Below are 21,894 nucleotides of genomic sequence, written 5' to 3'. Positions count from 1 at the left end.
TTTCTCAGGGGTTCTCAGAGGTTCTTGTGGTGTGCTGCAACAGCAGGGCCACCGCCAGTGCCAGTGCTGGTACCCAGAAGGCCCACGTGATGGACACTGTATACATAGGAAGCAGGATCACCGGGGTCAGGGAGGACCCATAGAAACGGAAGGCCTGCACCGTGGAAATCAATGAGGTGCCGCCCGCTGATCTCAGTACTGACAGGTTGATGCTCATCTGCATGCCCTGCGCTGCCAGGGTTGCCACGGCCCAGCCCACCGTCAACAGGCCGAGGACCGGGGCAAGCGGCAACATCACCAATGCCGCAATGCCTGCGAGGATACTGGCCTGCAGGATGGTCCTGGAACCCCACCGGTCCGTGAGGCGTCCGATGGTTTTGGAGAGGGCAAAGGCTGCCAGGCCACCGCACATGATGATCACTCCACGGCTTGGTGCATCCAGGCCGAAGTCGTCCCCGGCGCGGAGCGAGGTGATCATGCTTGTTCCGATCAGGCCGAATCCGATGAGGAGACAGCTGAGCATGTGGACGATGATCGGCCACCATCTGATCCGTCTGCTATCAGTGGGGTCCCCCTTTCCCGGGGGAGGGGTGTCCGGAGTTCGGACGAGCAGGACCCACAGGGTTGATACAACAACCACAAAAAACATGTTCTGCCAGCCGATGAGTGTGGATAGCCCTGCGATCAGTGGGGCGGACAGCATTCCCAGTGCCTGCATGGCGGCCTTTGAGCTGGCCGCCAACTACGCCATGGAACGCGAACAGTTCGGTTCTCCCATCGCCAGCTACCAGCTGGTTCAGGAGAAATTGGCCACCATGCTCTCCGATGTCACCCAGATGCAACTACTGTGCACCCGCATGGCGCAGCTTCAGGAACAGGGTGAGTTCACCGGTTCCATGGCAGCCATGATCAAGATGGTCACCTCCCGCAAGGCGCTGGCGGCCTGCCGTGAGGCACGCGACATGTTCGGTGGCAACGGACTGCTGTTGGAAAACCATATTGCCCGTCATCTGACAGACATGGAGGTGGTCTCCACCTATGAGGGAACCGATTCCATCCAGGCTCTGCTGGTCGGCCGGGAAATCACCGGCATCTCCGCATTCACAGCCAAGAAGAAATAATTCCGGGAAGGGCGCAGTCTCATGAACAACAACACCATCAACAACACCATCAACAACGCAGTCGTCATCGGTGCCGGTTCCATGGGTGCGGGTATCGCCACGCTCTTGGCCAATGCCGGGATCAAAGTCACGCTCCTGGACCGTCATTCCGGAGAGGTTTCTGACCCCGACCGACTGGCCGAGGCCGGTGTGGAAAGGCAGTTGCAGCGCGGAGCCTTCTATCTGCCGGAGTTCGCCTCACGTATCACCACGGGAAATATCACCGATGATGCCGGTGCCCTGGCACAGGCTGACTGGATCATCGAGGCGGTGTTCGAAGACCTGCAGGTCAAGCACGACTCCTTCCGGCTGATTGATCAATACCGTGCCCCGGACACCATCATCTCCTCCAACACTTCCACCATCCCGCTGGCAGAGCTGACAGAGGGCACCGGGGAGGAATTCCGGAAGAACTTCGCCATCGTCCACTTTTTCAACCCGCCCACCACCATGCACCTGGTGGAACTGGTCACCGGACCACTGACCAGTGACTCCACCCGCAGCCGGCTGATCCAGACTATTGAGCAGCAACTGGGCAAATCTGTTCTGGAATGCCGGGATACCCCCGGGTTCATCGCCAACCGGATCGGGAATCTGTGGATGGCCGCGGGCGCCCGCACCGCCCTTGATCATGGCGTGCCCATTGAGCTTGCCGATGCTCTCTTCAGCCGTCCCTTCGAAGTCCCGCGCACCGGAATCTTCGGGCTTTTCGACTACATCGGCCTGCAGCTGGTTCCAGGTATCTGGGGTAGTCTCACCGATGCCCTCCCGGAAGAGGATGCCTACCACCGTTTCAACGTCACCGATCATCCACTGTTCACCGGTCTGCTGGAACGCGGTCTCACCGGTCGCACCGGTCCATCCGGGTTTTACCGAGGCCGTGAAGAGGTGGTCACCCCTGAGTTCACCTACCGCGCCAAGCAGACCATCACCGATCCTGCAGCCCAACACACCACCGCACGGGATATCATGGACACCGACAGTCCCGGCGGCCGTTTCGCCCGGGACACCTTCTTGGAGACCCTGATCTACTGCTGTGAAACCTCCCCGGAGATCGCCGACACCGTCGAGGACATCGATCTGGCCATGCAACTGGGTTATGGCTGGAAGAAGGGCCCCTTCGCCCTCGCTGATGACATCGGACTGGAACACCTGGCCTCCATGCTGGGTGACAGAATCCCCGAGCTATTCCAACTTGCCTTGGACAACAACGGTTTCTACCCCGCCCCCGGAATAACACTGAGCACAGAAGGTTCACCCACTGCCGTCCATCAACGTGATGGGGTCATCACCGCGACCGCACTGAAACAGCAGGGTCGCATCATCTTCGCCAATGACGGTGGCACTGTCACCCTGCTTGACGACGGCACAGCCCTCCTGGATCTGGACACCCCACTAAATTCCTGCACCCGCGAAGCCCTCGAGCTGATAGCACAGACAGGCAGGGAAGGACACAGTCAGGGCATCCGTGCGCTGGTTATCGGTAACGATGAATCCCGCGCCTTCTGCGCCGGTGCAGACCTGTCCACTCTGGCCAGGGCAGCTGAAGACGGCGATGCTCACGCCGCCGCTGATCTCTTCCGCATCGGCCGGGAATCTTTTGAGGCCCTGCTCCATGCTGAGTTTCCTGTGGTCGCCGCAGTACGCGGCGTGGCCCTGGGGGGTGGCGCGGAAATGCTCCTACACTGCGATGTCGCGGTTGTCCACGCTGACAGCCGCATCGGATTCCCGGAGCGCACAGTCGGTCTCATCCCGGCCTGGGGTGGTACCGCCCGCACCATCGAACGCCTGGAACAGGCTGCTAAGAAAAACCCGGTGAATCAGACTTTCCAGCTGTTCATGGATGCCCGCTCCTTCAGCTCCGCCTTCGAGGCTCAGTCTTTCGGGTTGCTGCGCGACCGGGACACCATCATCATGTCCAGTGATCACGTCCTGGCGCAGGCACTGACAGTGGCGCGTCGGTTAGCACCGGGGTACCACCCCGCACCCACCGTCTACCTGACACTGCCAGATCCCGGGCAGTTGCAAACCCCCAGCGGGGATTTCAGTACCAACGACATGATCATTGCCGACGCCCTGAAAAACCTGTTGAGTGTCCCCGGAGGACAACGGATCTCTGCAGAGGAACTGGGTTCTCATGAGGCGACATCTGCCGGGGAAGTGATCATCCTGCCCTCAAATGTGGAACGTGCATCCCACATGGCACGTACCAGGAAACCGCTGAAGAACTAAGAAACCACCTGTGGCTAGGCAGCCCGGGAAGTTGCATCCTCAACGCGTCTGATGGCTTCCTGGGCCACCAGCTGCTGGATCCCCATGTCCAGCTCAGAGGTGAAACCAACACAGGAGCAGTTGATCTCGCCGAGCACGTAGGTATCAGTGCCATCAGCAGCGGTGTCCAGTATGAAGTCAGCGGTCCAGATCAGGGGGATGTTATCCCCACCGAGATTCTCCGCGATGACAGGACGTGCGGCGGCGAACATGTCCACCAGGTCCTGCCAGTCTTCGGGCTGGTCATAGGTGTAGTGAGCTCCGGAGAACAGTGTGGCAGAGAAATTATCCTCCCCCTCAGCGGGCTTCTTGTGCACCACGAAGACCGGGTGTGGTCCCACCAGGAGGATGCGGATCTCGCCTTCGACGATGCGGGGCATGAAGCGCATGTCCACCAACATGCCGTTGTCACCCACGATGTATTGGTCACAGAAGTCCATGAACTCACCCAGCTGGCGGATCTCCGTGTGGTTATCCACCGCTTCGGTGCATTTGACCTCGGTATCAAGGGGGAGGGAGTCCCCTGGTCGGATGGTGGCCGCCAGGTTCTTGTCCCTCAGTTGCACCCGCCAGATACCACTGCCGGTGGAACCACGGTTCTGCTTGAGTACCCGTTCCCCGTAGGACAGGGACGAGGGGAAGGTGCGGTGGAAGGTCTCCACGTCGTAATAGGCGTGGGTGTCGGTGGGGACCAGATCTGTCTGGGAGAGTTTGACCAGAGCATCCTTTGCCCCGTAGGCCACCATCTCCTCCGGGGTGGACATGCCCACCAGGCCCGCTTCGGAGAGACGGGTCAGCAGGTCGAAGTAGCCACGTTCGCCACCGGGGATGTTTCCCGGGTTCACACGCGAGATATATCCATCGAATTTTCCGGTGACATGGTCAAAAATGTCCTCGGTCCATTCTGGTCGGTAGTACACGACCTCAGAGTGCCAGCCGTGTCCTGCAATGGAGTTGACGATGGGCATGGTGTCCCTGCGGTGGCCGTCCAGATATTTGTCAGATCCGCCTTCGACTTCGAAAACGACGATGCTTTTGAACATAGGTGGTAGATTTCACTTTCTCATGATCCTCAGCTGTTTTCAGGTGCCGTGGTGTGGCAGATGCGGGGGCGCTGTGTGTGCGCTGGCAGAGACCGGCCGAGGGGGAATCAACAAGGTAAAAGATGGGGACAACATGGGAAACCTTAAAGGTGTCGATTCGCGAAGCAGCGTCGAAAGTCAGGTTCTTTCATATTGACACGATAGACAATAAAGCACGTGGCATGAAGTGGTGGACTTGAGGTTCCCACAAGTAATTAAGGACACAGCCGGGTTGAACCAATATGCTGGGTAAAGCAGTTATTGAAAGTACCACTCAAATCACGGAAGGCAGCGACCTCACATGGCAGCACCGTTCGACCCGTTCCCCCCATTCCAGGACTACGCACATCCTGAAAAGATCGTCTCCGCGTCCTGGCTCTCCGCACGACTGGGTTCCCCGGGTCTGAAGGTTGTTGAGTCCAACGAGGATTCACTCCTATATGACATTGGCCATCTCCCGGGTGCTGTCCGCATCGACTGGGACAAGGATCTCAACGACCCAGTCACCCGTGACTTCATCGATGGTCAGGCCTTTGCCGACCTGATGAACCGCAAGGGCATCCACCGCGATGACACCGTTGTCATCTACGGCGACAAGTCCAACTGGTGGGCCGCATTCACACTTTGGGTGTTCGAGCTCTTCGGCCACCCTGATGTCCGTCTACTCAACGGCGGTCGCGATGCCTGGATGTCTGAGGAACGCGACACCTCCTACGTGGTTCCGGAGTACCCTCCGACTGATTACCCGGTGGCGGAGCGTACCGACGAAGGACAACGCGCCTACGTCGCTGAGATCCTCGAATCACTGACGGCCTCCCGCGAGATGTCCATTGTGGATGTCCGCACCGCCGAGGAGTACCGAGGCCTTAACCAAGACGAACAGCCGGTCACCGGCGAAGGCGTCCTCCGTGGCGGCCACATCCCGGGCGCGGTCCACCGCGACTGGGAACGCTCAGTTCTCCCCAATGGCAACTTCCGCAGCCGGAAGGAACTGGAGGGTATCTACGGCGAACTCAACCCCACCGATGAGACGATCGTGTACTGCCGCGTGGGAGATCGTGCCGCCCACACCTGGTTTGTCCTGAAGTATCTTCTCGGCTTCAACCATGTCCGCAACTATGACGGCTCCTGGGCTGAGTGGGGCAACATGGTTCGCATGCCGATCGTGCGTGGCGATGAGCCGGGAGCACTTTAAACCTGCCACACACAGTAACTTTGCCTGCAAAGTTATCATGGGTTAGCGTATTTCTGGTATGTTAACGCGGTCACAGGGTGCACCTGAATTCGTTTTCTTTAACGCTCTTAGCGGGATTCACTAAAAGAACACCGAGTTAGTGTGCAAGAATATTCCTTATCGCCAAGGCATGCCTTATGAAACCACTCAGTGGTGCGGTGCCTTGTTGTGAAGTAAATCAAAACCAGGAGGGTTTTAGTGTCAGTCGAGACCAGGAAGATCACCAAGGTGCTTGTTGCAAACCGTGGTGAAATTGCAATCCGTGTGTTCCGTGCAGCTCGCGACGAGGGCATCGCCTCAGTTGCCGTCTACGCAGAACCAGATGCAGACGCACCATTCGTTGCCTATGCAGATGAAGCTTTCGCACTTGGCGGACAGACTTCCGCAGAGTCCTACCTCGTCATTGACAAGGTCATTGACGCAGCACGCAAGTCCGGCGCAGACGCCGTTCACCCAGGTTATGGTTTCCTGGCTGAGAACGCTGATTTCGCTCAGGCCGTCATTGACGCTGGCCTGATCTGGATCGGACCATCACCAGAGTCCATCCGCTCCCTCGGTGACAAGGTCACCGCACGCCACATCGCACATGTCGCCAACGCGCCGATGGTTCCAGGCACCAAGGAACCTGCCAAGAACGCTGATGAAGTCATTGCCTTCGCTGAGGAGTTCGGTCTCCCAATCGCCATCAAGGCTGCCTTCGGTGGCGGCGGACGTGGCATGAAGGTTGCCTACAAGATGGAAGAGGTTGCTGACCTCTTCGAGTCTGCAACCCGTGAAGCAGTCTCCGCCTTCGGCCGTGGTGAGTGTTTCGTTGAGCGTTACCTGGACAAGGCACGCCACGTTGAGGCTCAGGTCATCGCCGATAAACACGGCAACGTTGTTGTCGCCGGCACCCGTGACTGCTCCCTCCAGCGTCGTTTCCAGAAGCTCGTCGAAGAGGGCCCAGCACCATTCCTCACCGATGAGCAGCGCGAGCGCATCCACTCCTCCGCAAAGGACATCTGCCGTGAGGCTGGCTACTACGGTGCAGGCACCGTTGAGTACCTGGTCGGCTCCGATGGACTGATCTCCTTCCTCGAGGTCAACACCCGTCTGCAGGTTGAGCACCCGGTCACCGAAGAGACCACCGGTCTTGACCTGGTCCGTGAGATGTTCCGCATCGCTGAGGGCGCTGAGCTCTCCATCAAGGAAGATCCAACACCACGCGGCCATGCTTTCGAGTTCCGCATCAACGGTGAGGATGCCGGCACCAACTTCATGCCTGCACCAGGCAAGATCACCAAGTACCGCGAGCCATCAGGCCCGGGTGTCCGCATGGACTCCGGTGTTGTTGAAGGTTCCGAGATCTCCGGCCAGTTCGACTCCATGCTGGCCAAACTGATCGTCTGGGGCTCCACCCGCGAGCAGGCTCTGGAACGTTCCCGTCGTGCACTGGGCGAGTACATCGTCGAGGGTATGCCAACCGTCATCCCATTCCACTCCCACATCGTCTCCAACCCTGCCTTCATCGGCAATGAAGACGGCTTCGAGATCTACACCAAGTGGATCGAAGAAGAGTGGGAGAACCCAATCGAGCCTTTCGTCGACGCAGCTGACATGGATGACGAAGAGCAGACCCCAGCGCAGAAGGTCATCGTCGAGATCGACGGCCGTCGCGTTGAGGTTGCACTCCCGGGCGATCTGGCACTCGGTGGCGGCGCAGGTGCTGCCAAGAAGAAGGCCAAGAAGCGTCGTGCAGGTGGCGCCAAGGCTGGTGTCTCCGGTGACTCCGTTGCTGCTCCAATGCAGGGCACCGTCATCAAGGTCAACGTCGAAGAGGGCGCTGAGGTCAACGAGGGCGACACCGTCGTCGTGCTTGAGGCCATGAAGATGGAAAACCCAGTTAAGGCACACAAGTCCGGTACCGTCACCGGTCTAGCTGTTGCTGCTGGTGAGGGTGTCACCAAGGGACAGGTTCTCCTCGAGATCAAGTAGTTTCTGACACTTTTTGAAAGCTCTCTGCAGGTTCCCTGCAGGGAGCTTTTGCATTGCTCAACTCCCAGAATCCAGGTGGGGTGAGGTGACCAGTGTCCATTTCATGAGTTCTTCCATAAACTGCATATGGTTCACAGTCCCGGCGCTATAACGTGCGGTGAGTTCCATCAGGCCTGGGTCTTCTGCTGTCCGCATCGTCTTCATCATCGCAGCGCCTTTTCCATGGATACCTGTCGCAGAGCTGAACCATCAGCAAAGGACTGGGACATATCAAGGGTGCTTGTCCGAGGACGCATCGGTCTCACGCCCGGAGTGGAGATGCCCAGCAGATCATTGAGCACGACTTCACGTGCGGCGGTGCCATCAGCAAAGGCTTCGTACCGTGGATAGTCTCTGGTCTTCATGTCACCGTGGTCAGCTGGCTTTCTGTCTGGTTCCAGGCAGCTATCCGCAGGTGGTGTTGGCATGTGGAGGGTGGCCGGGGAGGCATTCATCCAGTGGGCTCCTGAAAAGTCATTTGATTAATCGGGGTTGATATTCAATCTAAGGAACGCAGTGCCCACCACCAATCCGTTAAAGTATGTGTAATTTTGTAGTGTTAGTTTTCTATTTTTAGCAATACTTGTGAAAATTACTGGTTGGGACCTATTTACAGAGAGATTCTTGAGATGACAAAGCTGTATTCGGGGGCAAGGATCAATGCTCTCCGCAAAGCCCATGGACTCACCCAAGCGATGCTGGCAGAGAAATTAGAATTATCGACCAGCTATCTCAATCAGCTGGAAAACGATAAAAGACCACTCACCGCCACCGTGTTGCTGCATTTGACCAAAGCCTTTGCAGTTGAAGCTGGTTATTTTTCCCCTGATAACGATGCTTCAACAGTTGCAGAACTGTCAGAGGCCCTGTCACTCAGCGGTGGGCCCGTTCTTTCCTCTACTGAGCTCTCAGACCTGGCAGCCCGCTTCCCCACCATCGCCCGTCACATCATCCACCCGGCATCACCGGAGACAGATCACCGGACTCCCTATGACTATGTCCGTGATTATTTCGCGGCTCACCGTAATCACATCGATCCGCTCGACAGATTAGGTGAACAACTCGCAGAAACTCTTGGCACTCCCGGAATGCGGGTCATGCGCCTGACACAGCTTCTTGATCAGGAGTTCAACTTCACAGTCCGCTTCCGCGCTCCCGGTCTCAGTGAACGTCGCCATGTCGATCACAGCTACCGACAGATCTTCCTCCGTGAGGACCTCACGGAATCCCAGCAGTGTTTCCAGCTCGCACAGGAGATTGCTGGGCTCCAACATGTGCAGCTCCTGGAGGCATTAACCGATGACCACCCGGATCTCCCTACACCGGAGGCCGTGGAACTGGCCAAGGTCGGTTTGGCGCAGTACTTCGCCGGTGCTGTGGTCATGCCCTATGGCAGTTTCCTGGATTTTGCACGCAGTACACGATTCGACATTGATCTGATCTCAGCACGATTCGGTGTCTCCTTCGAGTCCACCTGCCACCGGCTCTCCACGCTGCAAAGGCAGGGGAATGAGGGGGTGCCCTTCTTCTTCGTCAGGTCTGACCGTGCTGGCAATATCTCTAAACGTCAGTCAGCGGCGACGTTCCACTTCTCCAGAACCAATGGCACATGTCCCCTGTGGACACTGCATCAGGCCTTTGAATCCCAGGGCACCATCACCAGGCAGGTTGCCCGCATGCCAGATGGCCGGACCTATCTGTGGATGGCCAAATCTGTGCGGGGTAGATCATCTGGTTTTGGCAATCCTGTGGCCGAATTTGCCATCGGACTCGGTTGTGACATCTCCGAGGCACCCCACCTGGTGTATTCCCAGGGGTTGAATCTGGATCCTTCCTCAGCAGCGGAGATTGGTCCCGGTTGCCGGGTGTGCCCGCGTGAGGACTGTGTGCAACGGGCTTTTCCCGCCACAGGGCAGGACCTGCTGCGCAGGAGGTAATCCACCTGCTGGTCTACCGATGGTCAATCGGCACCACCTCACGTTGTTCCACACCGTTGTAGGCGGCCAGCGGGCGGATCAGCGAGTTATTCTCATATTGCTCCACGATGTGTGCGGTCCAGCCGGCCAGACGTGCCAGGACAAACAGTGGGGTGAAGAAATCCACGGGGAATCCGAGGATGTAATAGGCGGGGCCTGCCGGGAAGTCCAGGTTGGGTTTGATGCCGGTGCGACTGTCCATCACTGATTGCATCTCCTCATACATATGCACCCATTTGGTGGCACGGTGGCGGTTGGCCAGGGCGCGGAGGGATTTCTCCATGGAGGGCACCCTGCTGTCACCACTTTTATACACGCGGTGGCCAAATCCCATGATCAGGGATTTGTTGTCCAGGGCGTGTTCCACCCACTCCCCTGCCTTGGTGGGATCGTCGATGTCGAGCATGGTGTGCATCACAAACTCATTGGCACCACCATGCAGTGGCCCTTTGAGTGCACCGATGGCACCGGCGATGGCGGAGTAGGCATCTGCCCGGGTGGAGGTGATCACCCGGGAGGTGAAGGTGGAGGCGTTGAAGGAGTGTTCGGCATACAGGATCAGCGAGCGTTCAAAGTCACGGATATCCTCCGAGCTGTTGGCTACGGAGCCGGGGGCATTGCCGAACACCATGGACAGGAAGTTCTCCGCGATTCCCTTGTCTGGGTCTGGGGCGATGATGTCATCTTCCCTCCGGCGTCGGATATCCATGGCCACTACCATCGGTAGCTGCGCCAGGAGGTTGTGCCCGATCCGCACCACATGGGCGGCATCCCGGGTGAAGGGGTCCGGATCTTTGGTACCCAGGTAGGACACGGCGGTGCGCAGCACATCCATGGGGTGACAGTTCACCGGCAAGGAGTGGATCAGGGAGATCAGTCCGGCATCCAAGGAACGGTAGGAGCGGCCCCTGGTGTTGAATTCACGTAGTTGTTCGGCGGTGGGTAATTCACCGCGCCAGAGCAGGTAGATCACCTCCTCGAAGCTGCAGTGTTCCACCAGGTCCTGGACCGGATAGCCCCGGTAGGTCAGGGAGTTAGTTTCGGGCATCACCTTGGAGATAGCAGTGTAGTCGGAAATCACTCCATAGAGGCCCTTGCGGACATCCATATTCTTTTCAGACATGTCAGTTCCTTAAACTCTCAGGTCTTCCTCTTGTAGGTGAACAGGTGTTGATCAAAAACATTGAATTCGGCGTAGCGGATCAGTTCATAGAGTCTGCTGCGGTGTTGCATGCGGTCGATCCAGTCGGCCTGGGTTCCGGATTCTGCGATCTCACCCAGTGCCTGTTCCACCTGGCCCATGGCGATACGCAGGGTGGTGACGGGGTAGATCACGGCGTTGTAGCCGATCGCCTCCAGTTCTGAGGCACGGAGCAGCTCAGTCTTGCCGAATTCCGTCATGTTGGCCAGCAGTGGTACATCAGGCACGGCTTCGCGGAAACGTTCAAAATCAGCACGGGTGTGGAGCGCCTCGGTGAAGATCAGGTCAGCTCCGGCGGCTGCATACTCGTGGGCACGGTCGATCGCGGATTCAATGCCCTCCACCCCGGCGGCATCGGTGCGGGCGCAGATGAGGAATCCGGGGTCCCTGCGGGCGTGCACGGCTGCTGTGATCCGGCGCAGCATCTGCTCCACCGGTACCACTTCCTTACCCTCGAGGTGTCCACAGCGTTTCGGGTTCACCTGGTCCTCCAGGTGGCAGCCGGCAACACCTGCGTCCTCAAATTCGGTGATGGTGCGGGCCACGTTCATGGGTTCGCCGAATCCGGTGTCCGCGTCGACAAGCACAGGTAGGTCCGTGGCACGCGCAATCTGTCGGGCACGCGCTGTGACTTCACTGAGTGTGGTCAATCCGATATCCGGTAGTGCCAGGTCGGCGGCGATGACGGCGCCGCTGACGTAGACGCCTTCGAATCCGGCTTCCTGGATGCTGCGGGCAACCAGGGGTGAGAAGGCTCCCGGAAGCCGCGTGATGGGTGCCGCCTGCAGGGAGGCACGCAGTGCTTGGCGACGCTCCCCCGGGCTCACCGCTGTGGAGAACATATTCACAGCAACCCCTCCCCGATGACTGGAGCTGTGGCCAGGATGCCGGGGTCGATCTCAATATTCAGCTCCCCCAACTCCCCGAGGTCCGGAAGGGTTTGGACGGTGTCGAGGAAGCGGTCCTGTTCCGAGCTGGAAACAACGCCTCCGGCTAATTCACGGAACTTGGCTATGTACTGCTCACGTTCAAAGGGGCGGGCACCCAGTGGGTGGGCGTCGGCCACCGCGAGTTCCTCCGCGATGACTTTTCCATTAGCCATCGTGATCACAGCCCTGGCTCCGAAGGCCTTTTCCTCAGGGTCCTCCGAGTGATAGCGGCGTGTCCACTCCGGGTCCTCCACCGTGGATATTTTCTGCCATAGGGCAACGGTCTCCGGACGGGTGGCACGTTTCCTGCTGTAGGAGTGCTCGTGATGCCACTGCCCATCAGATAAGGCGACGGCAAAGATGTACATGATGGAATGATCCAGTGTTTCCCTGGAAGCGGCCGGATCCATCTTCTGTGGATCATTCGCACCGGTGCCGATCACATGGTGGGTGTGGTGGCTGGTGTGCAACACGATGGACTCCACTTCTGTGATTCCACCGGCCTCCTCCACTCGGGGTTTGAGGTGACGTGCCAGGTCAATGGCAGCCTGAGACTGGTATTCCGCAGAATGTTCCTTGGTGTAGGTCTCCAGGATGCCTCGTTTTTCCTCGCCCTGTCCCGGCAATGGTACGTGGTAAACATGGTCTTTCCCGGACAACAACCAGGCGATGACTCCGTCCTCCCCCTCCCAGATGGGTGCTGGTGCCCCTTCCCCGCGCATCACCCGATCGACCGCCTCAATGGCCATCTTGCCGGCAAAAGCCGGGGCAAAGGCCTTCCATGAGGAGATCTCCCCCTTGCGGGACTGCCGGGTGGCGGTGGTGGTGTGCAGTGCCTGTCCGATCGCCTGATAGGTGATCTCAGGGTCCAGGTGCAGCAGGGTTCCCAGCCCTGCTGCGGCTGCCGGCCCAAGGTGTGCCACATGGTCAATCTTGTGCTCATGCAGACAGATACCTTTGACCAGATCCACGTGGATCTCATAGGCCGTGGCAAGCGCCCGGATCAGATCCTCCCCGCTGCTCCCACGTGCCTGTGCCACCGCCAGGACGGGTGGGATGTTATCACCTGGATGTGAGTAATCGGCGGCCAGGAAGGTGTCATGGAAATCCAGTTCACGCACCGCCGTGCCATTGGCAAAAGCTGCCCATTCAGCAGAATAACCACCGCTGACACCAAAGACCTTCGCCCCGCCGACCTTCGGGTGGGACTGTGCCTGGGCACGTGCGGTGGTCACCGGGTGCCGCAACAGGGAGGCTGTCGCAACTGCGGCATTATCGATGATCCTGTTGATGATCATCGCCTCCACTTCGGGGAGGATATCCACCGGGTCGGCGGCCACCTGTGCGATCTTCCAGGCCAGATGTTCCTCACGGGGAAATTCCTCGGCAGAGGCATGGGTTCGGACTTCGTGGATACGCATGGTGGGCTCCCGACTGGTCTCTCAAGACTTCAAAGGGCAGCTCCTGCGTTCAACTATTCCCCTGCCCCTTTGAGGGTGGTGAAATCACTTCTTCCTTGTCCCCTAAGCCTAGACCTCAACATGTGTCTGGGGCCACCCTCTGAAAAGCCTGAAGCCCTCAGTCCTCCTGTCCTCAGGGAGACTGACGGCTTCAAGAATTAACGCAGGTGCTTTAAGCGATGACCACGATCAGGTCATTGCCCTCCACCTTGGTGGCCGCAGGAACAACCACGCGTTCAATGACACCGTCCACAGGGGCGGTGATGGTGGCTTCCATCTTCATAGCCTCGATGATGGCCACGGCGTCACCAGCCTTGACCTCATCACCATCAGCAACGGTCACGGTGACCACACCGGCGAACGGTGCAGCAACCTGGCCCTTCTTGGTGGTGTCGGCCTTCTCCGCGGTGGCGGTGACGGACTCCACGGCGTGATCGCGGACGCGGATCGGGCGGATCTGACCGTTGACGTTGACCACGACATTGCGCATGCCCTTGTCATCCGGCTCAGAAACCGCATCCAGACGGACCAGCATCGGGGTGGACACGTGTGGCAGGTGGATCAGTTCCTCACGTCCCTCCTTCAGCCCATAGAAGAACTCGCGGTCATCCAGAGCAGAGGTGTTGCCGAAGCGACGACGGTGCTCGAGGAACTCCTCGGTCGGCTTCGGGAAGAGCAAACGGTTGAGGGTGCCACGGCGCTCTGCGGAGTCCTCAGAATCCAGGTGTGCCTGCTCCTCAGCGGGGATCTCAGCAAGTGGTTCCTTGCCCTCGGAGCGGCCTTCCAGTGCGCGCGTGCGCAGTGGTTCAGGCCAGCCACCGGGAGGGGTACCGAGCTCGCCGCGGAGGAAGGCGATGACGGAATCCGGGATGTCGTACTTCTGTGGGTCCGCAGCGAAGTCTGCCGGATCCACGCCTGCACCGACCAGGTGCAGTGCCAGGTCACCGACAACCTTGGAGGACGGGGTCACCTTGGTGGGACGGCCCAGCATGTCGTTGACTGCGGCGTAGTAGTCCTCGATGAGTTCGAAACGATCCGCGAGGCCCAGTGCCACGGCCTGCGCACGGAGGTTGGACAGCTGGCCACCGGGGATCTCGTGGCGGTAGACACGACCGGTCGGGCCAGGGGTGCCAGCCTCAAATGGCAGGTAGAGTCCGCGGACTGCCTCCCAGTAGGGCTCCAGGTCAGAGACGGCATCCAGGTTGAGGCCGGTGTCGCGACGGGTGTGTGCGAAGGCGGCCACCAGTGCGGACATCGATGGCTGTGAGGTGGTGCCGGACAGCGGTGCTGATGCGGCGTCGACAGCGTCGGCACCGGCGTTGGCCGCTGCCAGGTAGGTGGCCAGCTGACCACCTGCGGTGTCGTGGGTGTGAACATGGACCGGGAGGTCGAATTCGCGTCGCAGAGCGGTGACCAGCTTGGTGGCTGCCGCTGGACGCAGCAGGCCCGCCATGTCCTTGATCGCCAGGACGTGGGCGCCGGATTCGACGATCTGCTCAGCCAGCTTGAGGTAGTAGTCCAGGGTGTAGAGCTTCTCACCGGGGTTGGATAGGTCACCGGAGTAGGCCATGGCGACCTCGGCGACGGTGGTTCCGGTCTCCAGGACGGCGTCGATGGCCGGGCGCATCTGGGAGACATCATTGAGGGCGTCGAAGATGCGGAAGATATCCACACCAGACTTCGCTGCTTCCTGCACGAATGCGCGGCATACGGAATCCGGGTACGGGGTGTAGCCGACGGTGTTGCGGCCACGCAGCAGCATCTGGATGTTCACGTTCGGCATCGCCTCACGCAGTTCATCCAGGCGGGCCCATGGATCCTCAAAGAGGAAACGCATGGCCACGTCATAGGTGGCACCGCCCCAGGCCTCCACGGACAGCAGCTCCGGGGTGAGCTTGGCGACGGCGCGCGCCGCGGGGGTCAGGGCGAAGGAACGGATGCGGGTGGCCAACAGTGACTGGTGGGCATCACGGAAGGTGGTATCGGTGACTGCCAGGGCATCCTGCTCACGCAGATGGCGGGCGAAGCCTTCAGGCCCCAGCTGCTTCAGGCGGTCACGGGAACCACGTGGCAGGGGAATATCTTCCACCTTGGGTAGCTTCTCAATCGGGCGTGGGCTGTCGGGGCGCTCACCATGGGGTTTGTTCACGGTGACATCGGCCAGGTAGTCCAGGATGCGTCCCTGCTCATCATCGGCAGGCGGTGCCTGGAGCAGGTGCTGGTGGGAGCCAATGAAACCGGTGTCGATGCGCTTGGTGGTGAAGTCATCCTCACGCAGCAGTGCACGCAGGAAACCGATGTTGGTGGCCACACCGGAGACATTGAACTCAGCCAGGGCACGCTGTGCACGGGCCACGGCGGTGTCAAAGTCGGAACCACGGCAGGTCATCTTCACCAGCATGGAATCAAAGTGCGCGGTGATCTCGCCGCCGAGCTGTGCAGCGCCATCCAGACGGACACCTGCACCACCCGGGGAACGGTAGGAGGTGATGGTGCCGGTATCTGGGCGGAAGTTGTTGGAGGGGTCCTCGGTGGTGATGCGGCACTGGAGTGCAGCTCCGTGGGTCTTGATCTTGTCCTGGGTCAGGCCCAGTTCCTTCAGCGTGGATCCGGCTGCCAGGCGCATCTGTGCCTTGACCAGGTCGACCTCAGTGACCTCCTCGGTCACGGTGTGCTCAACCTGGATGCGTGGGTTCATCTCGATGAAGACGTGGTTGCCAGCTTCATCCACCAGGAACTCCACGGTGCCGGCGCCCTGGTAGCCGATCTCCTTGCAGAACTTCACAGCATCAGCGCAGATACGGTCACGCAGCTCAGGATCAAGGTGTTGGGCCGGTGCGATCTCCACGACCTTCTGGTGGCGGCGCTGCAGGGAGCAGTCACGCTCGTAGAGGTGGATGACATCGCCGGTGTGGTCGCCGAGGATCTGCACCTCAATGTGCTGGGGCTTGATCACAGCACGCTCCACGTACACGGCACCATCGCCGAAGGCTGCAGCTGCTTCGCGGGAAGCTTCCTTGGCCAGTTCACGGAGGTTCTCCGGCTTGTCCACAAAGCGCATGCCACGTCCGCCACCGCCGGCGACAGCCTTGACGAAGATCGGGTAGGTCTCCCCCTCAGCGCTCTTGACGATCTCATCGATGTCAGCGCTCGGGGTGGACTCTGCCAGAACGGGCAGTCCGGCCTTCTTCGCCGCGGTAACCGCTTTGGACTTGTCACCGGTCAGATCCAAGACATCCGGGGTGGGGCCGATGAAGGTGATGCCGTTCTCCGCGCATTCACGGGCTAACTGGGCGTTTTCCGAAAGGAAGCCGTATCCGGGGTAGATCGCGTCAGCTTTGACCTTCTTGGCTGCGTCGATGATCTCATCAATATCCAGGTATGCCTTGACCGGGGAACCCTCGGTACCGATCTTGACCGCCTCGGAGGCGAAGGATCGGTGGAAGGAGCTCCGGTCCTCCAGAGGGTAGATCGCCACGGTTGCGGCGCCGGTTTCATAAGCTGCGCGGAATGCCCGCACGGCGATTTCACCTCGGTTGGCCACCAGAATCTTTTTGAATGCTGGCAGTGTGGAGGATGCTGTTGTTGCCACTGTTTTTGTTCCTTTCGATAAGTGACCACCCATGGGGTGATGGCAGTCACCTTTAGAACATGGTAACGGTAGGTCACAAAAACCATGCATCAATTTCCGTTTTTCACCCCGGAGGGAAAGTGTCACATTTACTGACCTGCAGGAACCCACATGGTGGAACATGAAATAAACCCCCCAGCGATCAACCCCGATGCCCATTCGCCTACGGAAAAAAAGGGGCGGTTGAGAGCCTCAACAGTCTTCCACTAACATCGCTAAAAAAGCACTTCACCAGCTAACACCACCCGGATCCAACCTTTGCAGACTTAGCAATCAGGGGAGATATAGCGCCGCAGACCCTCAACCGAGGCACCCCCACCCCAGTAGAAATACCAAAAGACCGGGCATGAACACAGATTGCTCTGCGTTCATGCCCGGTCTTTGCCCAGGACCTGGGAAGGTTTCCCCTGGTTCTAACCTAGGTCGTCGTGCTGAACCAGCTGACGTGCCGCTTCCGTGATCGAACCTGACAGGGACGGATAGACCGCGAAGGTTTCCGCCAGGTCAGCCACAGTCAAGCGGTTGGTCACGGCAACGGCGATCGGAAGGATCAGTTCGGATGCAGTCGGGGCGACAACCACACCGCCGACGATGAGTCCGGAGTTGCGGCGACAGAACAACTTCACAAAACCATGACGCAGGGAACGCATCTTGGCGCGTGGGTTGGTCACCAGCGGCAGCACCACGGTGCGGGCTGAAACATCACCGGAATCGACCTGGTCGTGGGTGACACCCACGGCGGCAATCTCCGGACGGGTGAACACCGCGGTGGCGACTGTCTTCAGACGAATCGGAGACACACCCTCACCGAGTGCGTGGTACATGGCGATACGGCCCTGCATGGCGGCAACAGAGGCCAGCGGGAACAGGTCGGTGCAGTCACCGGCAGCATAGACGCCAGCCACGGAGGTACGGGAGACGCGGTCCACCTTGATGTGGCCGGATGGCGCCAGCTCCACACCGATGTTATCCAGGCCGAGATCCTGGGTGTTGGGGATGGAACCAACGGTCATCAAAGCGTGGGATCCGAAGATCTCACGACCATCGGCGGTACGCACGCACACGCCGCCATCGGCGGTACGGGTCACAGAATCCACGCGGGCATGCTTCTCCAGGGAGACACCGCGTTCTGCGAGAACGGTTTCCAGGACGTCAGCGGCATCGGCATCATCGTGAGGCAGGATGCGATCACGGGAAGCCACCATGGTGACCTTCACGCCGAGTTCAGCAAATGCGGAGACGAACTCAGCACCTGTGACACCGGAACCCACCACGATGAGGTGGGTCGGCAGCTCATCGATGTCATAGACCTGACGCCAGGTGAGGATGCGCTCCCCATCCGGCTCAGCACCCTTGAGGATGCGTGGGGTTGCACCGGATGCCAGCAGCACCAGATCACATTCAATGACCTCGGTGTCACCATTGCTGTGGGTGACCTCGATGTAGTGGGTGGTCTGGTTGGTGCTGTAGTTATCAAAACGGCCGTAGCCGTCAATCATGCGCACGCCTGCACGCTTGAGCTGACCGGCGATGTCCTGGGACTGGGCATGAGCCAGAGCCTTGACACGCTTGTTCAGCGCATCAATCTCCAGGTGTGCCTTGCCCAGGCCACGGTTGAGCCCCATGTCATCCGCACGGCGGAGGTCAGTCTTGATGCCGGTACCGGCGATGAAGGACTTGGAGGGCACGCAGTCAAGTGTTACTGCGGATCCACCCACTCCCACATCTTCGATGAGGGTGATATCAGCGCCGTATTTTGCACCTGCCAGTGCTGCCTCATAGCCTGCGGGGCCTCCGCCGATGATTACGATCCTCTTTGCCATAAATGGCACCTCCACACGTGTGAGCTGGGTGAATGCTAGTTGGAATCACTGATGTGTGATCCAAGTCTAAATCAATTGAGTCAGCCTCGTGCAGGGTGGACGAGACTGGTCATTTAGAGCCAGCCCTACATACTACCCCCATTAGTGCCGAAGAAAAGCCTCGGAGCGGCTGCTGTACTGCTGCACCAGACTTCCGAACAGACGCACTCCCACAGGAATGCACCTTTCATCCACCACGAGATCGGGCTGATGGAGGTCCTGTTTGGGGCCATGTCCAGGCCAGCAGCCCAGTCGAGCCATGGATCCGGGGACGTGTTCCAGGTACCAGGAGAAGTCCTCGCCACCGGAGGACTGGGGTGCCTGGACCACAGACTGGGTGTCCATATCGCGGGCGGCGCTGGCCAGCAGGGCAGTGGCGACGTCGTCGTTAAGCACCGGTGGAACACCCGGGTTGTAGATCAGTTCGTGCTCGACCCCGGTGGGCGCCAAGATCTGTTCAACCAGTTCGCCGACCAGGGGACGCATGCTGCGCCAGGTGCCAATATCGGCGGTGCGCAGGGTGCCGCTGACGGTGCCGGTCTCCGGGATGGCATTGGGAGCGAAACCTGCGTTGATGTTGCCGAACACCAGGACGGTGCCGGTGCGGGGATCCACCCGGCGAGACAAGAGACCTGGAAGATCGGTGACCACCTTGGCCAGTGCGTAGACGACGTCCTTGGCCAGGTGTGGGCGGGAGGTGTGCCCACCTTCGCCACGGACGCGGATTTCGATGATGTCGGAAGCTGAGGTGATGGCTCCTGCGCGGACGCCAACGCGGCCGACTTTGAGTTTGGGTTCCACGTGGAGTGCGTAGATGGCGTTGACGCCTTCAAGGCCTCCGAATTGGATGACGTCGGTGGCACCACCGGTCATGACTTCTTCGGCTGGTTGGAAGATGACGCGGATGCCCAGGGGGAGGTCAATGGTGTTGAGTGCGCAGGCTAGCGCCAGGGCGATGACGGTGTGGACATCATGGCCGCAGGAGTGTGCGACACCGGGGATTTCTGAGCTGAAGTCCAGGCCGGTGTTTTCGGTGAGTGGCAGGGCATCGATGTCGGCACGGAAGGCCAGACGTTCGGTGTCGGTGGGACCGATGTCTACCATCAGGCCCGTTCCGGGGAACAGTTGTGGTTCCATGCCGTGGTCAGTCAGTACCTGCGCCAGGAATTCCGTGGTCCGGTATTCCATGTGGGAGAGTTCGGGTTGGCTGTGCAGGTGTCTGCGCCATCCGAGCACCTCATCGTGGTGTCGGTCCATCCATGAAGCCACAAGGGCACCGATTTCCGTCACAAAAAGCACCTTCCTCATCTTCTTGGCAGGCATATCGGGAACACCCGCATCGCGGTAGAGTCAAGTCTAGTAGCGAACAGACAAAAACCTAGGATCGGGGTGTTCATGGACGAGTCCCGTCAGCTTTCTTTCGGTACAGCAGGTTTGCGTGCCCCGGTGGGTCCGGCGGCACATCAAATGAATGTGCTTCAGGTGACCAGGACGACGGCAGGGGTGGCCAGTTGGTTGGCTGCACGTGCTGCGCGGGAGAAGATTCCCCATCTGGTTCCTGAGGATGAGACTGGTATCGGGCGGACTATGTATCCGCAGGATGGCCCGCTGCGTGTGGTGGTGGGTTATGACGCCCGTTATGGTTCCCATACTTTTGCCGCCACCACTGCGGAGGTGTTTGCGGGTGCAGGGTTTGAGGTGATGCTTCTGCCCACCCCGGGGCCTACTCCCCTGATTCCGTGGCTGGTGAAGAAGCGTCAGATGGATGCCGGTGTGCAGATCACCGCGTCTCATAATGGGGCTGCCGATAATGGGTACAAGGTGTTTCTGGCCAATGGCAGGCAGTTGTATTCAGAGTTGGAGACTGAGCTGGAGAGTCACATCCAGGCGGTGGAGGATCCAGTGAATATTCCACGGGTGACGGTGCGGCCGGCACAGGATCAGTTGCGTAGGTACATCGATGAGATCGTCGAGCTGGTCACCCCGGGGCAGTCGGATCTCCTGCGGGTGAATTCTGAGCGGGCCAATCTGCGGGTTGTCTACACTGCTCTGCATGGTGTGGGCGGTCGTGCCATGTCCAATTCCTTCCAATATGCGGGTTTCCCGCTGACCCATTCGGTGAAGGCGCAACAGTATCCGGATCCGACCTTCCCGACGGTGCCCTTCCCCAACCCGGAGGAACCTTCAGCCATTGAGCTGCTGCTGCAGCGTGCGAAGGCCAAGGATGCGGATATCCTCTTCGCTCTTGATCCGGATGCTGATCGCTGCGCGGTGGGGATCAGAACTGCTGATGGTGGGCACCGGATGCTCTCTGGCGATGAGACCGGAACCCTCCTGGCCACCCGCATCGTGCCGGAGTGGGATGGGAAGGGTGATCCCCCGGTGGTGGCGACCACGGTGGTCAGTTCCCAGCTGTTGCGTGTGATCGCGGAGGACAAGGGGTGGGATTATCAGGAGACCCTGACGGGTTTCAAGCACCTGTCACGGGCTGCTGATGGCCGTCCCGGACGTCTGGCGTTTGCCTATGAGGAGGCGGTGGGCACCTGCCCGGCGCCGGAGATCGTGGCGGATAAGGATGGCATTACCACTGCGCTGTTGATGGCCGCTTGGGCGGCTGAGCTCAAGGCCGCAGGTGTCACGCTGCAGGATGAGCTCGATGCGCTTTATCGTCGTCACGGCTATTTCGCGTCCACACAGGTTGCGGTGCGCACGACGAACCCCAGGGAGCTTGTCGACGCCTGGTCCACCACTCCCCCGGATGAACTCATCGGTGTGTCCATGGACAGCTCCGCCCTCCCGGAGAATCAGGGTGTGGTGATCAAGGGACGACTGGGGGCGATTCAACTGCGTGTGATCTGCCGAGTGTCTGGCACTGAAGCCAAGGCCAAGATCTACCTGGAGGTCGCGCAGGCCAGCTCCCATGCTGAAGCTTCGGAACTTCTGGAGAAGCTCCAGGAGGAGGTGCACAGCTGGGGCCGGAAGCTCTAGAAGTCCTTGGGGAGGGCCCTACGGGGCTCTTCCTCCGCCACACGTCGGGGCAGCGCTTCCTCATCCGAATCATTATCGGGGGCAGCG

The 21,894-nt window shown here is 59.6% G+C and carries 15 protein-coding genes; 6 read left to right on the top strand and 9 right to left on the bottom strand.

Features of this window, described 5'->3' with window-relative positions:
* Positions 1 to 4: 4 nt before the first annotated feature.
* Positions 5 to 742, bottom strand: a complete 738-nt coding sequence (locus Q0M74_RS03495) for an MFS transporter (RefSeq protein WP_293951663.1) — start codon at positions 740 to 742, stop codon at positions 5 to 7.
* Here Q0M74_RS03495 and Q0M74_RS03490 point away from each other — a divergent pair.
* Together Q0M74_RS03490 and Q0M74_RS03485 are read left to right on the top strand one after the other, a co-directional pair.
* Positions 717 to 1,121: an acyl-CoA dehydrogenase family protein gene (locus Q0M74_RS03490; RefSeq protein ID WP_293951662.1), complete on the top strand. Its 405-nt coding sequence runs from the start codon at positions 717 to 719 to the stop codon at positions 1,119 to 1,121. The two genes, Q0M74_RS03495 and Q0M74_RS03490, sit on opposite strands and share 26 nt — an antisense overlap.
* A 21-nt stretch (positions 1,122 to 1,142) precedes the next feature.
* On the top strand, positions 1,143 to 3,392 hold the full coding sequence (locus tag Q0M74_RS03485; protein ID WP_293951661.1) for a 3-hydroxyacyl-CoA dehydrogenase/enoyl-CoA hydratase family protein: 2,250 nt from the start codon (positions 1,143 to 1,145) through the stop codon (positions 3,390 to 3,392).
* Between the two features lie 14 nt (positions 3,393 to 3,406).
* On the opposite strand, the gene Q0M74_RS03480 is transcribed toward Q0M74_RS03485, so the two are convergent.
* Positions 3,407 to 4,474, bottom strand: coding sequence for a Cj0069 family protein (locus tag Q0M74_RS03480; RefSeq protein ID WP_293951660.1), 1,068 nt, complete (start codon positions 4,472 to 4,474; stop codon positions 3,407 to 3,409).
* 340 nt (positions 4,475 to 4,814) lie between these two features.
* Here Q0M74_RS03480 and Q0M74_RS03475 point away from each other — a divergent pair, with 340 nt between their 5' ends.
* Together Q0M74_RS03475 and Q0M74_RS03470 are read left to right on the top strand one after the other, a co-directional pair.
* A complete protein-coding gene (locus tag Q0M74_RS03475; protein WP_293951659.1) occupies positions 4,815 to 5,708 on the top strand; it encodes a sulfurtransferase in 894 nt (297 codons plus the stop codon).
* Between the two features lie 237 nt (positions 5,709 to 5,945).
* On the top strand, positions 5,946 to 7,721 hold the full coding sequence (locus Q0M74_RS03470) for an acetyl/propionyl/methylcrotonyl-CoA carboxylase subunit alpha (RefSeq protein ID WP_293951658.1): 1,776 nt from the start codon (positions 5,946 to 5,948) through the stop codon (positions 7,719 to 7,721).
* A gap of 203 nt (positions 7,722 to 7,924) precedes the next feature.
* On the opposite strand, the gene Q0M74_RS03465 is transcribed toward Q0M74_RS03470, so the two are convergent.
* Positions 7,925 to 8,215, bottom strand: coding sequence for a hypothetical protein (locus Q0M74_RS03465; protein ID WP_293951657.1), 291 nt, complete (start codon positions 8,213 to 8,215; stop codon positions 7,925 to 7,927).
* A 174-nt stretch (positions 8,216 to 8,389) separates the two neighbouring features.
* On the opposite strand from Q0M74_RS03465, the gene Q0M74_RS03460 reads away from it, so the two are divergent.
* Positions 8,390 to 9,697 carry a short-chain fatty acyl-CoA regulator family protein gene (locus Q0M74_RS03460; protein WP_293951656.1) on the top strand — a complete coding sequence of 436 codons (1,308 nt, stop codon included), beginning with the start codon at positions 8,390 to 8,392 and terminating at the stop codon, positions 9,695 to 9,697.
* 13 nt (positions 9,698 to 9,710) lie between these two features.
* On the opposite strand, the gene Q0M74_RS03455 is transcribed toward Q0M74_RS03460, so the two are convergent.
* The 6 genes from Q0M74_RS03455 to Q0M74_RS03430 all read right to left on the bottom strand — a co-directional run bounded on the left by Q0M74_RS03455 (position 9,711) and on the right by Q0M74_RS03430 (position 20,076).
* Positions 9,711 to 10,859 (bottom strand): bifunctional 2-methylcitrate synthase/citrate synthase, encoded by a 1,149-nt coding sequence (locus tag Q0M74_RS03455; RefSeq protein WP_293951655.1) that lies wholly within the window; start codon positions 10,857 to 10,859, stop codon positions 9,711 to 9,713.
* A gap of 17 nt (positions 10,860 to 10,876) precedes the next feature.
* Entirely contained in the window at positions 10,877 to 11,785 is a 909-nt protein-coding gene (gene prpB, locus Q0M74_RS03450) for a methylisocitrate lyase (RefSeq protein WP_293951654.1), read from the bottom strand.
* A complete protein-coding gene (prpD, locus tag Q0M74_RS03445) occupies positions 11,782 to 13,287 on the bottom strand; it encodes a 2-methylcitrate dehydratase PrpD (RefSeq protein WP_293951653.1) in 1,506 nt (501 codons plus the stop codon). The genes prpB and prpD overlap by 4 nt, the downstream gene beginning before the upstream one ends.
* Positions 13,288 to 13,498: 211 nt before the next feature.
* On the bottom strand, positions 13,499 to 16,918 hold the full coding sequence (locus Q0M74_RS03440) for a pyruvate carboxylase (protein WP_293951652.1): 3,420 nt from the start codon (positions 16,916 to 16,918) through the stop codon (positions 13,499 to 13,501).
* Between the two features lie 452 nt (positions 16,919 to 17,370).
* The gene (locus Q0M74_RS03435; RefSeq protein WP_293951651.1) at positions 17,371 to 18,780 is read right to left on the bottom strand and encodes an NAD(P)H-quinone dehydrogenase; all 1,410 of its coding nucleotides are present in this window, start codon (positions 18,778 to 18,780) and stop codon (positions 17,371 to 17,373) included.
* A gap of 141 nt (positions 18,781 to 18,921) precedes the next feature.
* Positions 18,922 to 20,076, bottom strand: coding sequence for a M20 family metallopeptidase (locus Q0M74_RS03430; RefSeq protein WP_293951668.1), 1,155 nt, complete (start codon positions 20,074 to 20,076; stop codon positions 18,922 to 18,924).
* A 138-nt stretch (positions 20,077 to 20,214) separates the two neighbouring features.
* Here Q0M74_RS03430 and Q0M74_RS03425 point away from each other — a divergent pair, with 138 nt between their 5' ends.
* Complete coding sequence (locus tag Q0M74_RS03425; protein ID WP_293951650.1) at positions 20,215 to 21,807, top strand: phospho-sugar mutase; 1,593 nt, start codon at positions 20,215 to 20,217, stop codon at positions 21,805 to 21,807.
* Positions 21,808 to 21,894: the final 87 nt, after the last annotated feature.

Origin of the sequence: uncultured Corynebacterium sp. (assembly GCF_945649885.1) — a bacterium.
Taxonomy (GTDB): Bacteria; Actinomycetota; Actinomycetes; order Mycobacteriales; family Mycobacteriaceae; genus Corynebacterium.
This window is presented reverse-complemented; position numbering and strand designations above follow the sequence as displayed.